The following is a 14535-nucleotide window of genomic DNA, read 5'->3' on the forward strand; positions in this document are numbered from 1 at the left end:
TGTCAATGGTCGCATTCTCAGGCTGGGGCATCGACCGCCAGGCCGGCCGTCCGCGCCGCATCCGCCAGGCGTTTGTCGTAGGTGACGAACGAGGTGAGCGGCTGTGCGCGCAGGGCGGTGGCAAGGTGGATGGCATCCAGACTTCTGACCGCCGCCGGCCGCACAGTCTGCGCCAGGATCCGGATACCCGCGTCCAAGTCGATCAAGTCGATCAGATCGAGCACCAGGTGCAGTCTCGGCACCGCCTGCGGGACATACCGCGCCAGAGCCCGGGACGACTCGATCTCCGCGAGCACGGAACTGGTCCAGCCGACCTCGGCCCGGTCGTCCAGCCAGTCGCGCAGGGCTTGCGATTCGGCCTCGGCATGCACCAACTTCACGATGGCGGCCGAGTCGAGATAGATCACCGCTCGGCGTCCCGGTCCCGCGAGAGTTCGGCCGCGACATCGATTCCGTCGGGATCACCGAGGGGCATCCGCAGGACGGCGCGGCGCAACTCCGCCGCACGTTCGCGGCGCAAGGCCGCTTCGAGCACAGCCTGCCTGATCACCACCGACCGCGAACTGCCGTCGTGGGTCAGGATCGCCAGCGCATGTTCCGTCTCGGCGTCCGTTCGAATGGTGATCGTGTCAGCCATGCAATCAGTGTAAGACGCTACGTCTTACATCACCACAGATCGCCCGGAGATCCGGCTGCCGAGGACCTGCGCGGCTGGGAAGGTGGATGGATGGGCGTGCGAGAGCTGGGGACGGACGACTGGGTCGAGTTGTGGCCGTTGGTGCGGGGTTTCGGGACGGAGTTCGACGAGGAGACGAGTCGGGGGTACTTCGAGGAACTGGTGGGTGATCCGCGCTGGGTGGCGTTGGGGTACGACGATGGCGGGCTGATCGGGTACGCCGTCGTGCAGGACTACGGCACGCACCTGCGGGCGGGACGGCGGCACCACGGGCGGCTGCACGACTTGTACGTCCTGCCGGAGCGGCGGCGTACCGGAGTCGGGCGGGCCTTGATGGACGCGGTGGCTCAGTGGGCGTCGACCCGGGTGCGGCATCTGGAGTGGCAAGCGCATCACGAGCGTGCGGCACCGTTTTATGAGCGGCTGGGACACCGCGGGCAACCGTGCCCGCAACCGGACTACCCGACCTTCGAGATCGAGTTCAGGCGGTAGCCGCGCAGCAGGCCCACGCCGGCCAGGGCGGTCGTAGCAGCGGCGAGCGCCAGCGCGTGACGAACTGGGAGCGTCGCGAGGAGGTTCGTGGAGCCGATCAGGGGCACGGTCTGGGCCAGGGAGAGCAGGGACTGGAGTCGGGTCAGGTGCGACGCTGGTGTGCTGCGGACGAACAGCGGCGCGAGATGTGACGTGAAGAGGCCGATGCCGACGCCTTGGATGAGGGCCGCGCCGACCGCAGCCGGGACGGAAGACGCGAGAGCGAGACCTGCGATCCCGAGCGCGGCGATCAGGCAACCGAGACCGCCGGTCAACTCGGCGCGGTCGAAGGTCCCGAAGCGTCCGACCAGGATCGTCACGCCTAGTCCACCCGCGACGTTCGCCGCCACGACGAGACCCGCCTGACCGGCCGCCCAGCCGTGCGAACGGGCGAGCAGCGGGACACACAAGGACGTGACCGGCAGAACGAAGGCCGCGACCAGAGCAACGACCGCGAGGATCGTCCGCAGCACGGGATCGCCGACGGCCACCCGGAGCCCGTCGACGGCATCGCGGACCACCGATGGGTGATCGCGCCGCGGCGTCACGTCGTACGGCGGCCTGAGCGCGAGAAGTACGGCGAACTGGACGGCGAAGGTCAGCCCGTCGAGCAGTAACGCCCCGACCAGCCCGATCGTCGCGACGAGCAGGCCGCTGAGCGGTCCGCCGGCGAGCGTGACGAGCTGCGTGGCCGACGTCCGCAAAGCCATTGCCCGGGGCAACTGATCGTCGGAGACGAAGAGTCGCGGCAGAACACCGGCCGCCGGTAACGCGAACGCGTCCACGGTGCCGACCACGACCGCCGTCGTCACCAGCAGCCCGGCCGAGACCCCTCGCATCTCGACCAAGACGGCGAGCAGAACGCAGCAGGTACCTACGATCGCGGTGCAGACGAGCAGGAGCCGGCGCGGGCCGATCCGGTCGCCGAGGACACCGCCGAGCAGCAGGAACACGGCGCGCGGCAGGGTGAATCCGGTCAACACCAGGGCGGCGACGTGCGCGCCGATCCCCGTCGCGGCCCATCCGAGCGCGAAGAACAGCGCCGCGTCACCGAGGACCGAGAGAGTGGAACCTGCCAGCCAGCCGTAGTACGGCCGGTTCACCCGTCCAGCCGGACAGGCATGACGAGCGTGGTGAACGTGCCTTGGTCGGCCGACCGTACGACGACCGGTCGGGCAGGCTCGCAGATCTCGAGCAGGACATCCGGCCCGACACTCGCCTCGAGCGCCGCCGCCAGCAGGCTCGCGGTGAACCCCACCCGCACCGCCCCGGATCCGATCGCCTCGAGCTTCACCTCGTCGCCGATCCGCAGGCTCTCCTGGTCGAGGTCGACGGTGACGACATCCCGGCCGGCGAGCGCCGCCAGCAGCGCGGCCCGATCCACCACGACGCGGCACACCGGAGGCGTCAGCCCGTCCAGGATCTGCTCGTACGCCGGGTACTCCGCCTCCACCGCGGTCAACGAGCGCGACTCGTCGCCTCGCACGAGCACCAGCCCGCCGTTCACCTCCACCCGCACGGCGTCCCCCGCCGCGGCCCACCGACTGACCGCAGCCAACTCGTCCGCACGCACCAGCACTCGAACCGCCGTCCCGCCGAACTCCACCGGCCGAACGGTCCGCACAGCCAGCCGGTACCGGTCCGTCGCCACGAACGTGACTTCCTCGGGGGCGAGCTGGATCTGCACACAGTCCAGGCCGGCGTACTCGTCGGTGGCGGCCGCCGCGGACGCTACCTGGCGGATGGCGCTGGCCAGCTCAGGGCCGCCCAGTACGGCGGTCGTCCGCTCCGCCAGGAGCTGGGTGAGGAGGCGGGCGGCAGCTTCGCGGGTCGCGGTGGACCTGGCCTCCACGGTACGGAGGTGGGCGCGGACCAGCTCGGCGACGTCCGCCGGCGCGGCGTCCAGGGCGAGCCGGACATCGGGGAGCGGCAGGTCGATCTCGCGGAGGTCGCGGAGCAGGCGGGCGCGTTCGGCCTGCGACCTGTCGTAGTACCGGTAGCCGTTCGTCGCGTCGACCTCGGCGGGTGGGAGCAGACCGCAGTCGTCGTAGAACCGCAGCGCACTCGGCGCCAGTCCTACGAGCCGCGCGAACTCACTGATCGTCAGCCTCATGGGCCCGACCCTCATCCCTGCACCAACTCGAAGGTCAAGTCCGGAGCCGGCCCCAGAGACTGAGGGTCTTGCCGAAGCGTTCGCCGCGGATCCAGTCGTAGATGCCGCGGGCCACCCGCTCGGGCGAGATGTCGCCGCGCACGGAGCGCGGCACCCGGGTGCGGAGCTCGGCGGCGTCGGCGAGGGCGTCGGCGATCTGGTCCTCGGCCCAGCCGCGCAGTGCGAGGCGTTTGCGGCGGATGGCGTCCGGGCAGTCGAGGTGCAGCCAGCGCCCCTCGGGCAGCTCCGTCGGCAGCGCCGGCGTCAGCAGCAGCACGGGGATCCCGGAGCGCCGGATCAACTCGGTGATCCGCAGCCACAGCCCGTTGTACGCAGGCCAGATCGGCGCCGCGGTCGGGCTCGCGATGTCGATCCCGAGCAGCCGGCCGTTGTCGTCCAGCAGCTCGTCCATGTCCATCACAACCAGGTTCCCCGGACTCAGCCGGACCAGCTCCGGCACGACCGTGGACTTCCCTGACCCGGGCGCCCCGGTCACCACGAACAACCTCGTCACAGATCTAGTGTGCGGTCATTCGACCAGCAGCCGCACAGGAGGTCGTGCCGCGGCCGAAATCACCGGCAGGCCGCTCGGCCCGGGAGCGACCGAGCCGAGGATGCTGGAGTGCCGGGCGCCGGTGCAGCTCGGGACCGTTCCACCCAGGCCGTGCACGGTCAGGAACCCGAGTACGGCGAACGCGTACGCCTCCTTCGCCGCCGACGGCATGCCCAGCTCGTCGGTGGTCCGGACCGGAACGTCCAGCTCGTCGGCGAGCAGATGCATCAGCACCGGGTTCCGGATCCCGCCACCGGATGCCACCACCTCGGTCCCGCCGTACCGCCGGACCGCGTCGGCCACGGTCCGTGCCGTCAGCGTGGTGACCGTGGCGACGAGATCCTCCGCCGGGATCACCGGCAGCCCCTCCATCGCCCGCGCCACGTACGCGAGGTTGAACAGCTCCTTGCCCGTCGACTTCGGCGCCGGCCGCGCGTAGTACGGATCGGCGAGCAGCCGCGCGAGCAGCTCCTCGTGGACCTGCCCACGCGCCGCCATCACCCCGTCCGCGTCGAACGGCTGCCCGGTCAGCTCGGTCACGACCGCGTCGATCAGCGCGTTCGCCGGGCCGGTGTCGAACGCGACCGGTTCGCCGTGCACGACGGTGATGTTGGCGATCCCGCCGAGATTCAGCGCCACCGGTACGCCGGGACGCCCGCGCAGCCACAGCACGTCGATGATGCTGACCAGCGGCGCGCCCTGTCCGCCCGCCGCGACGTCCCGCGCGCGCAGGTCCGACACCACGGGGAGGCCGGTCGCCTCCGCGATCCACGCCGGCTGCCCGAGCTGCAACGTCCCGCGCACTGCCCCGCCGTCGACCCAGTGGAACATCGTCTGCCCGTGCGACACGACCAGGTCCGCGGATCCGCCGCACAGCTGCTCGACCGCCTGCCGCGCGACCGCCGCGAACGCCTGCCCGATCCCGGTGTCCAGCCGGCAGACATCCTCCATCGAGGTCGGTGCCGGCGGCAGCGCGGCGGCGACCGCGGCGCGCAGCTCGTCCGGATACGGCTGGCTGAGCATCCCCAGCGGCGTCAGGACCAGTTCGTCCCCTTTCAGCCGCAGGTCCGCGGCAGCGGCGTCGATCGCGTCGTACGACGTCCCCGACATCAGCCCGATCACTCGCATGTCAGTCCCGCAACTCCCGTCGGTGGTCGTCCCCGCGCAACGTGAGCAATGCGATCACACTCACCGCACAGGTGACCACCACGTACCAGGCCGGGATGTCGACGTTCTTGGTCCGCTTGATCAACTCGGTGATGATCAGGCCGGCCGAGCCCGAGAAGACCGCGTTCGACAGCGAGTACGCCAGCCCGAGTCCGGTGTAGCGCGCCCGGGTCGGGAACATCTCCGCCAGCATCGCCGGCCCCGGTCCCGCCATCAGGCCGACGACGAGGCCCGCCACGAACACCGCGATCCCCTTCGCGGCGTTGCCCGACTCCTTGTCCTGCAGCAGGTTCATCAGGGGAAAGGCCAGTACGACGACCAGCGCCGCGCCGGCCACCATCACCGGCCGCCGCCCGATCCGGTCGCTCAGCCACCCGGCCGGGATGATCGAGAGCGCGAAACCGGTGTTCGCGAGCACCGTCGCGACCAGCGCCTGCTGGAAGGTCGCGTGCAGCGTCGCCTGCAGGTACGACGGCATCACCACGAGGAACGTGTAGCCCGCCGCGGACCAGCCCATCAGCCGGCCGATGCCGAGCGCGATCGCCTTCGTCACCTCGCCGGACGACGCCGGTCGCGGCTGCTCCTGAACGCGCGCGAAGCTCGGCGTCTCGTCGAGCTTGAGCCGCAACCACAGCGCCACCAGACCGAGCGGCAGCGCCAGCAGGAACGGCACCCGCCAGCCCCAGTCCGACAACGCCTCCTTGCTCAACGTGGTGGCTAGGATCGCCGCGAGCCCGGCACCCGCGAGCAGGCCGAGCGCGACGGTGAACGACTGCCAGGCACCGTACAGGCCGCGCTTCGTCCGGGGCGCGAACTCGGTCATGATCGACACCGCGCCGCCGAACTCGCCACCCGCCGACAATCCCTGCAGAGCCCGTACGAGCGTCAGCAACCACGGTGCGGCCGCGCCGACGGTCGCGTAGGTGGGCAGCAGTCCGATCAGCGTGGTCGACAGCGTCATCAGCAGGAGTACGACGATCAGCGTCGGACGCCGGCCGATCCGGTCGCCGACCCGGCCGAACATCGCGGCCCCGATCGGCCGGAAGAAGAACGCCAGCGCGAACGACGCGTACGTCTTGATCAGGCTCTCCGCGTCGCTGGTCGCCGTACTGCTGAAGAAGTTCGCGGCGATCACGGTGGCGAAGAAGCCGTACGCACCGAACTCGTACCACTCGACGAAGTTCCCGACTGTCCCGGCCACCAGCGACCGCCGGGTCCGGACCTCGGCAGCGACACTCATCGGATCCCTCTTTCGTAACTTTCTCCCACCCGCCACCAACATCTTCGTCTATCACTGACCAACGCGCGACCCCAGGTAACAGACCCTTGACACAACGTCCGCGCGGGATCGATGATTTGGCATCCGCTAAACCGGTTTATCTCACCCGGTTCGGCGCCCGCCCATCTGTGTGACGAGGAGTCGATCAGCTCATGAAGCGAAGGACCCTGTTGTCAGCCCTGGCCGCCGGGACCGCCGCGGCCGCCACCGGCGCCGCACTGCCCGCGGAGGCCACAGCGGCCGCCGCGAAGCGCCGCCCCCGGGCCAAGACCGGCCCGGTCACCGTCGCGTACATCGAGGTCAACGACCACAGCATGCTGAACGCCGGCAAGTACACGCTGGCCAACAGCGGCGCGCAGGTGATCGACGTCGCGGTGATCTTCGCCGCGAACATCAACTACGACGGCACCAACGCGTACTTGCACTTCAACGACCAGGTGACGAACGTGCTGAACAACGTCGCCACGCAGGTCCGCCCCCTGCAGCAGAAGGGCATCAAGGTCCTGCTCTCGATCCTCGGCAATCACCAGGGCGCCGGGTTCGCGAACTTCCCCGACCAGGCCTCCGCCGACGCGTTCGCGCAGCAACTCGCCGACGCCGTCAACCAGTACGGCCTGGACGGCATCGACTTCGACGACGAGTACGCCGAGTACGGCAACAACGGCACCGGTCAGCCGAACGACTTCTCGTTCGTCTACCTGGTCCAGGCGCTCCGCGCGAAGCTCCCGAACAAGCTCATCACGCTCTACGACATCGGCCCGGCGGCCGACCGCCTGACCTACAACGGCCAGAGCATCGCGAACACCTTCGACTACGCCTGGAACCCGTACTACGGCACCTGGTCGGTGCCGAGCGGCCCGACCGACAAGGCCCGGCTCTCCCCCGCGGCGGTCTCCTACACGGCGACCAGCTCGAGTACGGCGGCGTCACTGGCCCAGCGCACCGTCAACGAGGGGTACGGCGTCTTCCTCACGTACAACCTGACCGAGTCCAACACCGCGTCCTACATGACCGCCTTCACCCAGAAGCTGTACGGCAGGGCGACGGTCTACACACCGTAGAAACAACGGGATGGCCGGCACCTGGCCGGCCATCCCCGTTGGTCACTCGCCGCGGCCCCGGCCCTTGCGCTGATTCGCGGCCGAGTCGATGCGGCTCTGCAGCACCTCCGGCGAATCGCCCCGGCCGCCGCCCTTCTTGACGGCCTCGGCCGCCGCGGTCTTGCCGTCCGTCTGGAGCCGGTCCACGACCTTCCCCCACTGCCGCTGCTTCGTCTCCGCAACGTCCCCGGCAAGGTCGTCCCGCGCGCTGTTGTTGCCCCAAGGCTTCTTCACTATGTCCGCCTCCCACGTCGTGTTCGCTGACACGACATCGTAGATTTCCGAAGGGTCTACACCTCGTATACCCAGCCCGGCTGCCAATTGACGCCGTCGGCAACCAATTGCTCCAACGGCGCCCGACTGCCGAACAGGTGCTCGAGGGACCAGCGGTTCGCCGAGTGCGCGACCACGAGCACCACCCGGTCGTCGTACCAACGCTTGAGGTCGGCAACGAACGACCGCGTCAGCTCGAGCACGTCGCCGTAGGACTGTCCGTCCGGAAACGGCGTAGCGACACGCTCGACCCTCGGCTCGAGCGCTTCCCGCGGAGCACCGTTCAGTGCGCCGTAGTTGCACTCCCGCAACCGCCAGTCCAGGAAGTGACGCACGCCGAGCCCGGCCAGTTCCACCGTTTCTACGGCCCGCCGAAGATCAGAGCTGAACACCACGTCGACACTCCGCCGCCGCTCACCGAGCTCCCGCGCCTCCTGCCGCCCGGCCGCGGACAGCTCACCCGGCAGCCAGCCGGTCGCGATCCCGCTCTCGTTGTCGACCGTGGTCGCATGCGTCTCGTAAATCAGCTTCATAGCTCACAGTCAATCTCTCTTGGAGCTCGTTACCGGCGGGTATATACTTAAGTTACTGACGAGTAAATCCAGTGGGGAGTCTCCGTGAGCCACTACAAGTCGAATCTGCGGGACATCGAGTTCAACCTGCTCGAGGTCCTGGGCCGGGGCGACGTGCTCGGTCAGGGCCCGTACGCCGAGATGGACGTCGACACCGCCCGCGAGGTGCTCGCGGAGGTGGACCGGCTCGCCAAGCACGAGCTGGCCGAGTCCTTCGCGGAGGCCGACCGGAATCCGCCGGTCTTCGACCCCGAGGCCCACGAGGTCCGGATGCCGGAGGCGTTCAAGAAGAGCTACCACGCCTACATGGACGCCGAGTGGTTCAAGCTCGAGCTGCCGGCCGAGCTGGGCGGCCAGCCGACGCCGCCGTCGCTGCGCTGGGCCGCCGCCGAGCTGGTGCTGGGCGCCAACCCGCCGGTCCACATGTACGCCGCCGGGCCGAACTTCGCGCACGTGCTGTGGCGCAACGGCACCGAGCGCGACAAGTTGATCGCGCACCACATCATCGAGCGCGGCTGGGGCGCCACCATGGTGCTGACCGAGCCGGACGCCGGCTCGGACGTCGGCGCCGGCCGGACCAAGGCCACGCTGCAGGACGACGGCTCGTGGCACATCGAGGGCGTGAAGCGCTTCATCACCTCGGGCGAGCACGACATGACCGAGAACATCGTCCACCTGGTCCTCGCCCGTCCGCAGGGCATCGAGGGTGTCGGCGGCCCGGGCACGAAGGGTCTCAGCCTGTTCGTGGTCCCGAAGCACCACTTCGACCTCGAGACCGGTGAGCTGACCGGTGAGCGCAACGGCGCCTTCGTCACGAACGTCGAGAAGAAGATGGGCATCAAGGTGTCCACGACCTGCGAGGTCACCTTCGGCGACGGCGTGCCGGCGAAGGGCTGGCTGCTCGGCGAGGTGCACGACGGCATCGCGCAGATGTTCCAGGTGATCGAGTACGCGCGGATGATGGTCGGCACCAAGGCGATCGCGACGCTGTCCACCGGCTACCTGAACGCGCTGGAGTACGCGAAGGAGCGGGTGCAGGGCGCCGACCTGACGCAGCCGGCCAAGGACGCGCCGCGGGTCACGATCACCCACCACCCCGACGTACGGCGTTCGCTGATGACGCAGAAGGCGTACGCCGAGGCGCTGCGGGCGCTCGTGCTGTTCACCGCGACGTACCAGGATCGGGCCGAGCAGGCGCGGTACGCCGGCGAGCATGACGACCTGGCCGAGCGGGTCAACGACCTGCTGCTGCCGCTGGTCAAGGGCTACGGCTCGGAGAAGTCCTGGACGCTGCTCGGCACCGAGTCGCTGCAGACGTTCGGCGGCTCCGGCTTCCTGCAGGACTACCCGATCGAGCAGTACGTGCGGGACGCGAAGATCGACACCCTCTACGAGGGCACGACCGCGATCCAGGGCCAGGACCTGTTCTTTCGCAAGATCATCAAGGACCAGGGCAAGGCGCTCGGCCACCTGGCCGAGCAGGTGCAGGCGTTCGTCGCCTCCGAGGCGGGCAACGGCCGGCTGAAGGAGGAGCGCGGACTGCTCGCGCAGGGTCTCGAGGACACCCAGAAGATCCTGGGCATCATGGGGCAGGCCCTGATGGCCGCCAACCCGCAGGCCGAGAACGGCGACCCGCGGAACGTCTACAAGGTCGGGCTGAACACCTCCCGGCTGCTGTTCGTCCTCGGCGACGTGGTCTGCTCGTGGCTGATGCTCCGCCAGGCCGAGGTCGCGCTGGAGAAGCTGGGCGGCGAGCTGTCCCCCGCCGACCAGGACTTCTACGCGGGCAAGCTGGCCGCGGCCCAGTGGTTCGTGCGGTCGACGATGCCGTCGGTGCGCGCCGAGCGGGTCAAGGCCGAGCTCACCGACCTCGACGTGATGGACCTGCCCGAATCCGCGTTCTGACCCGTACTCCTCCGGCTCGGCCACTTGCGCGGGTCGAGCCGGAGGTTCGGGGCCGTCGGCAAGCACCGCGGCGGGGCCGGGGCATGAAATCGGCTGATCTGCCCCAGGTTGCCCCACGATCTGCCCTGTTGCGGAGCGTGCCGGTGTAGCAACGTTTCTGCCCTGAAACACCGTGACCCTGGCTCGGTCTCCCCTGTCCGGGCCAGGGTCGCGCCAACTCCTCCGGGGTGGAACCAGCCGATGTCGCCTTGCGTCCGTGTGAATGTGTTCAGCCCTGGTCGTCGTACGCTGTCCGCGATGCCCGTCCGATTCCTCACCGCCCTGCTCGCGGCACTCGCGTTCCTCCCGGCCCTCCCGGCCGCTGCGGAGATCCCGGAGCCGCCCGACCGGATCGCCGCCGCGTGGCGCACCGATCACCTGTTCGTCGACGAGCGGCTGCGGGCCGCGATCCCGGCGACCGAGGTGGACCGGATCCGGACCGCGATGCGCACCGCCGCCGTTCCCGTGTACGTCGCGATCACGCCGCGGACGCCGGCCCTGCAGAAGATCAGGTACGACCTGCCGACCCTGCTGCACGCGCGGGTCGGAGCCCCCGGGCTGTATGTGGTGGCGGTCGTGGACGGCGACTACTGGTCGACGAACGCGGAGCTGTACCGGCAGGCCGGGCTCCGCGGGCGGGACCTGACCAGCGTCCGGGGCGACGACAAGCGGCGCCTCGACATCGTCTCGGACCGTCCGGCGCCGCAGATCGTCCGCACCATCCAGCAGGCGTCGACGGCGTTCGACGGCCGCGCGCTCCCTGCGGTCCCGGCGGGTGACCTCGAGCCGGAGCGCCCGAAGCGCGGTCTCTCGGTCACCGACAAGTCGGACCGGGCCGTGTACGTCGGCCTGGGTATCGGCGGGCTGCTCGGGCTGGCGCTGACACTGGTGATCGGGCTACGCCGCCGCGGCGGATCGAAGCGCACCCACGAGGGCCGGCCGACCGATGCACCGGCGGTCGACACCCACCGGGTGGAGCTGCGGGCGGACACGAAGATCACGCAGGCCGAGCGGGCCCTCGCGCGGCTGGATCGGCGCCGCAACAAGACGACGCAGCAACTGGACCGGCGCGACGACGCGTACCGCCGGCTCGACGCGGCCCGGGCGCTGCGCGCGGACACGACCGACGACGTCCTGGCCGCGGCCGGTGCGCTCGTGCTGGCCCGGCAGGCCGAGCGGATCGCGTCCGGTGCGGCCCTCGAGCCGCCGTGCTTCTTCGACCCGACGCACGCCCCCGGGACGGCGAAGGTCGACTGGTCGGACGAGGTCGAGGTGCCCGCGTGCCAGCCGTGCGCGAGCGCCGTACGGCGGAGGAAGACGCCGCGCGGCCTGCAGGTGCCGGCCAGGTCGGGACTGCTCGGGCACGACCGCAAGCAGGTGCCGTACTGGACACTCGACCCGGAGGACAGCCCGATGGTCGCGACCGGCTTCGGCGCACTGTCCGACGACCTGGCCGAGCGGATCACGGCCCGGAAGGACGAGGTCCGATGAGGCGGCTCCTCCTGTTGCTGGTGGCAACTGTGTGGCTGCTGACCGGGACCGCGTCAGCGGCCACGCCGGCGGACCCGCGGATCACCGCCGCGGTCGCGGCCTGGGCGACGCAGCCGTTGTACGTCGACCCGGACTACAGCTCGGTCGCCGACCGCGCCGAGACGCTCCAGGTGATCTCAGGCGCGAAGGTGCCGGTGTACGTGGCCGTCGTACCGTTCGGCGAGTGGTTCCCGGAGCAGGGCGACATCCCGATGCTGGCCGGCCGGATGGCGGCCGCGAACGGCAAGCCGGGGCTGTACGTCGTGATGGACGGCGACCGGTCGTACGGCGCCGCGCACCAGCTCGGCGTGTACGCGCCGAGCTGGACCTACGCGGAGCGGGACGAGTCGCTGAGCAAACAGCTCTCGGAGTACCTCGACGGGGTGCGTGCGTCGAAGTACAGCACGCCGAAGCCGGCCCGGACCGCGCCGCTGCCGCCCGAACCGGAACGGACGTACCCGAAAGAGAAGTTCACCGTCGGCAAGGCGATCGGCAACGGCGTCGGCGGCGTCGTCCTCGGCGTGATGGGCGGCGGCATCCTCGGTGGAATCGTACTGATCGTGGCGGCGCTGTCCCGCCCGCGACGACGGGAAGGACGCGCGTGAGAACCCGGTTCCTGCTGACGATTGTGGCGGCGGCGCTGACCCTGCTGGTCGCGGCTCCGGCCGAGGCCGGCCCGACCGGGACCCCCGCGGAGCGGGCGCGGGAGATCGCGACCGCGCTGCGCAAGGACCCGCTGTACATCGACCCGGCGTACAAGACCGCGCTGCCCGCCAACCTGCAGGCGGATGTGCGGGCGAAGGCGAAGGCGCTCGGGTACCCGGTGTACACGATGGTGCTGCCGCTGACGCCGAGCGACGAGTTCCAGGGCGAGGAGAGCACCGTGCTCACCCTCGTGATGGATGCGCTGCGGCAGCCGGGGCTGTACGTCGTGGTCGACGGCGGCAGCCGGTTCCCGTGGTACGAGGTGCGGGACGTGTCGCAGGTCAGCGAGGAGAAGCTGCAGGCGGCGCGGAAGCGTGCACTCGACGACACGGGGTACGACGCGGGGCCGACCGAGGTGCTGGCCCGGATGTACGAACTGCTCGCCCAGCCGGGGATCCCGAAGACCTCGCAGCGGCCGGGCAGCAGTACGCCGTCGCGCCGCGGCTACGGCGAGCCGGGTGGCCACGGCTGGATCGTCGCCGTGTCGATCGTCGGCGGCCTCGTCGTACTGATCGGGCTCGGTCTCGTGATCGGGCGGACCCGGGGTTCGGGGCCGGGGCGGCAGAAGACGTTCCACATCCCGCCGCACGTCGCCGCGACGGTGGCGGCCGAGCGGCGTCGGCGGCTGACCCGGGAGACGGACGCGGAGCTCACCGCGCTCGGTTCGGAGCTGGCAGCGCTGCCGACGACCGAAGGCGCCGGGCTGGCGCACCAGCAGGCCGCGCTCGACGGGCACGCCGCCGCGGCGCGGGTCCTCGACTCGTCGCCCGACCTCGTCGACCTCGTCGGTGCCATGGTGCTGCTGGACAAGGCCCGACGTGAGTACGACGCTGCGGTCGCGGCCGGGGCCGGCCGGCGCGTGGACGCCGTACCGGACCTGTGTGCCTTCAACCCGCTGCACGGCCGGGCGTCCGGTCGGCCGACCAAGGTGGAGTCCGACGGGACGACGCTCACGCTGCCGCTGTGCGCCGAGTGCCGGCAGGCTTTGAAGCGCCACTCGGCGCCGGCGTCGCTGCCCGGTAAGGACGGGCCGTACTGGCACGACGACTCGCTCTGGGCCCGGACCTTCTTCGGCACCACTGGCGACGACCTGGCCGGGGCCGTCTCGCGCGGCGAGCTGCATCGGTGAGAGGGCTTCCCTGAGGGTGGTTCAGGGACGTGTCGGGGGATCTGCCGGATCCTGGAGCCGGACGCCGGAGCCTACTGTCGTTGCGACAACGTGGGTGGGCTCGAGAAGAGGCGGACGATGGCGGAGAACAAACAGCTCGGAGTGATCCTGCTGGTAGCGGCGGCCGGGCTGGCGTTCTGGCAGTTCGGGGACCGGGACTCCGACGACACGCACCGGATCGACGACAAGATCTCCACCGTCCAGCTCGCCGCCGGCAGCGCCGACGTCACGATCAAGGTCTCCGACGACGACACGACGTCGGTGCAGGAGCAGCGCAAGTTCTGGTTCTTCAAGCACGGCGACGCGTACTCCGTGAAGGACGGCGTCCTGAAGCTCGACGGCGACTGCGGCTGGCAGTGCACCGCCGACTTCGAGGTGACCGTGCCGCGCGGCACCAAGGTCACCGGCGAGAACGGCAGCGGCGACATCCAGATCGCCGGCGTGGCCGGAGTCGACGCGAAATCCCGCTCCGGCAAGGTCGAGCTGAGCGACGTCCAGGGCGACGTCACCCTCGACGTGACGTCCGGCGACGTCTCGGTCCGGGACCTGACCGGCAAACTCGACGTCAAGGCCAACTCCGGCGACATCGAGGCATCCGGCTTGAAGGGCGGCGCGGTGAACGTCGAAACCACGTCCGGCGACATCGAACTGGCCCTCGCCGAATCCGCCGACGTACACGCCAAGGGCACCAGCGGCGACATCGAGATCAGCGCTCCCAGTGGCGACTACAACGTCACCGCCGAATCCAAGCACGGCGACGTCGAGAACAACCTGGGCAACAACTCCACCGCCTCCCACACCCTCACCGCCACCACCACCTCAGGCGACATCGAACTCCGCGCCGGCTGAGAAAGTCCCACGCCTGCTCGCGCTTCGGCGAGGGTG

Annotated in this window: 16 protein-coding genes; 7 read left to right on the forward strand and 9 right to left on the reverse strand. The window is 70.1% G+C overall.

Annotated features, from left to right (window positions below; genetic code table 11):
• Positions 1-17 precede the first annotated feature (17 nt).
• A complete protein-coding gene (locus AB0I12_RS29835; RefSeq protein WP_359935712.1) occupies positions 18-407 on the reverse strand; it encodes a type II toxin-antitoxin system VapC family toxin in 390 nt (129 codons plus the stop codon).
• Positions 404-637 carry a hypothetical protein gene (locus AB0I12_RS29840; protein WP_359935714.1) on the reverse strand — a complete coding sequence of 78 codons (234 nt, stop codon included), beginning with the start codon at positions 635-637 and terminating at the stop codon, positions 404-406. Before AB0I12_RS29840 ends, AB0I12_RS29835 begins: the two co-directional genes overlap by 4 nt.
• Before the next feature lie 90 nt (positions 638-727).
• Between AB0I12_RS29840 and AB0I12_RS29845 the strand changes: the two genes are divergently transcribed.
• Positions 728-1168 carry a GNAT family N-acetyltransferase gene (locus AB0I12_RS29845; protein ID WP_359935716.1) on the forward strand — a complete coding sequence of 147 codons (441 nt, stop codon included), beginning with the start codon at positions 728-730 and terminating at the stop codon, positions 1166-1168.
• Here AB0I12_RS29845 and AB0I12_RS29850 read toward each other — a convergent pair.
• From AB0I12_RS29850 to AB0I12_RS29870, 5 genes are read right to left on the reverse strand one after another with little or no spacing between them, the layout of a single operon-like run.
• Positions 1135-2310: an MFS transporter gene (locus tag AB0I12_RS29850; protein ID WP_359935718.1), complete on the reverse strand. Its 1176-nt coding sequence runs from the start codon at positions 2308-2310 to the stop codon at positions 1135-1137. The genes AB0I12_RS29845 and AB0I12_RS29850 overlap by 34 nt on opposite strands.
• Complete coding sequence (locus AB0I12_RS29855; protein WP_359935720.1) at positions 2307-3320, reverse strand: MerR family transcriptional regulator; 1014 nt, start codon at positions 3318-3320, stop codon at positions 2307-2309. The genes AB0I12_RS29850 and AB0I12_RS29855 overlap by 4 nt, the downstream gene beginning before the upstream one ends.
• 34 nt (positions 3321-3354) lie before the next feature.
• Positions 3355-3873, reverse strand: coding sequence for an AAA family ATPase (locus tag AB0I12_RS29860; RefSeq protein ID WP_359935722.1), 519 nt, complete (start codon positions 3871-3873; stop codon positions 3355-3357).
• 15 nt (positions 3874-3888) lie between these two features.
• Positions 3889-5040, reverse strand: coding sequence for an anhydro-N-acetylmuramic acid kinase (locus AB0I12_RS29865; RefSeq protein WP_359935724.1), 1152 nt, complete (start codon positions 5038-5040; stop codon positions 3889-3891).
• Position 5041: 1 nt separating this feature from the next.
• The gene (locus tag AB0I12_RS29870) at positions 5042-6319 is read right to left on the reverse strand and encodes an MFS transporter (RefSeq protein WP_359935726.1); all 1278 of its coding nucleotides are present in this window, start codon (positions 6317-6319) and stop codon (positions 5042-5044) included.
• A gap of 191 nt (positions 6320-6510) precedes the next feature.
• Between AB0I12_RS29870 and AB0I12_RS29875 the strand changes: the two genes are divergently transcribed.
• Positions 6511-7419 carry an endo-beta-N-acetylglucosaminidase H gene (locus tag AB0I12_RS29875; RefSeq protein WP_359935728.1) on the forward strand — a complete coding sequence of 303 codons (909 nt, stop codon included), beginning with the start codon at positions 6511-6513 and terminating at the stop codon, positions 7417-7419.
• Between the two features lie 42 nt (positions 7420-7461).
• Here AB0I12_RS29875 and AB0I12_RS29880 read toward each other — a convergent pair whose 3' ends face one another.
• Positions 7462-7725, reverse strand: coding sequence for a hypothetical protein (locus AB0I12_RS29880; protein ID WP_359935730.1), 264 nt, complete (start codon positions 7723-7725; stop codon positions 7462-7464).
• Between the two features lie 23 nt (positions 7726-7748).
• Positions 7749-8264, reverse strand: coding sequence for a histidine phosphatase family protein (locus tag AB0I12_RS29885; RefSeq protein ID WP_359935732.1), 516 nt, complete (start codon positions 8262-8264; stop codon positions 7749-7751).
• Between the two features lie 84 nt (positions 8265-8348).
• On the opposite strand from AB0I12_RS29885, the gene AB0I12_RS29890 reads away from it, so the two are divergent.
• The 5 genes from AB0I12_RS29890 to AB0I12_RS29910 all read left to right on the forward strand — a co-directional run bounded on the left by AB0I12_RS29890 (position 8349) and on the right by AB0I12_RS29910 (position 14499).
• The gene (locus AB0I12_RS29890) at positions 8349-10208 is read left to right on the forward strand and encodes an acyl-CoA dehydrogenase (RefSeq protein ID WP_359935734.1); all 1860 of its coding nucleotides are present in this window, start codon (positions 8349-8351) and stop codon (positions 10206-10208) included.
• Between the two features lie 297 nt (positions 10209-10505).
• Entirely contained in the window at positions 10506-11738 is a 1233-nt protein-coding gene (locus AB0I12_RS29895) for a hypothetical protein (protein WP_359935736.1), read from the forward strand.
• The gene (locus tag AB0I12_RS29900) at positions 11735-12382 is read left to right on the forward strand and encodes a hypothetical protein (protein WP_359935738.1); all 648 of its coding nucleotides are present in this window, start codon (positions 11735-11737) and stop codon (positions 12380-12382) included. The genes AB0I12_RS29895 and AB0I12_RS29900 overlap by 4 nt, the downstream gene beginning before the upstream one ends.
• Positions 12379-13611: a hypothetical protein gene (locus AB0I12_RS29905; protein WP_359935740.1), complete on the forward strand. Its 1233-nt coding sequence runs from the start codon at positions 12379-12381 to the stop codon at positions 13609-13611. Before AB0I12_RS29900 ends, AB0I12_RS29905 begins: the two co-directional genes overlap by 4 nt.
• 117 nt (positions 13612-13728) lie before the next feature.
• Positions 13729-14499, forward strand: coding sequence for a DUF4097 family beta strand repeat-containing protein (locus AB0I12_RS29910; RefSeq protein WP_359935742.1), 771 nt, complete (start codon positions 13729-13731; stop codon positions 14497-14499).
• The last annotated feature ends 36 nt before the right edge of the window (positions 14500-14535 follow it).

Source organism: Kribbella sp. NPDC050459, assembly GCF_040655315.1.
In the GTDB taxonomy this organism is placed as follows: Bacteria; Actinomycetota; Actinomycetes; order Propionibacteriales; family Kribbellaceae; genus Kribbella.

Coding starts and splice junctions, on each gene's coding strand:
- AB0I12_RS29885 (WP_359935732.1), bottom strand. CDS start 8,264: ATGAAGCTGATTTACGAGACGCATGCGACCACGGTCGACAACGAGAGC.
- AB0I12_RS29870 (WP_359935726.1), bottom strand. CDS start 6,319: ATGAGTGTCGCTGCCGAGGTCCGGACCCGGCGGTCGCTGGTGGCCGGG.
- AB0I12_RS29900 (WP_359935738.1), top strand. CDS start 11,735: ATGAGGCGGCTCCTCCTGTTGCTGGTGGCAACTGTGTGGCTGCTGACC.
- AB0I12_RS29895 (WP_359935736.1), top strand. CDS start 10,506: ATGCCCGTCCGATTCCTCACCGCCCTGCTCGCGGCACTCGCGTTCCTC.
- AB0I12_RS29875 (WP_359935728.1), top strand. CDS start 6,511: ATGAAGCGAAGGACCCTGTTGTCAGCCCTGGCCGCCGGGACCGCCGCG.
- AB0I12_RS29855 (WP_359935720.1), bottom strand. CDS start 3,320: ATGAGGCTGACGATCAGTGAGTTCGCGCGGCTCGTAGGACTGGCGCCG.
- AB0I12_RS29845 (WP_359935716.1), top strand. CDS start 728: ATGGGCGTGCGAGAGCTGGGGACGGACGACTGGGTCGAGTTGTGGCCG.
- AB0I12_RS29865 (WP_359935724.1), bottom strand. CDS start 5,040: ATGCGAGTGATCGGGCTGATGTCGGGGACGTCGTACGACGCGATCGAC.
- AB0I12_RS29910 (WP_359935742.1), top strand. CDS start 13,729: ATGGCGGAGAACAAACAGCTCGGAGTGATCCTGCTGGTAGCGGCGGCC.
- AB0I12_RS29840 (WP_359935714.1), bottom strand. CDS start 637: ATGGCTGACACGATCACCATTCGAACGGACGCCGAGACGGAACATGCG.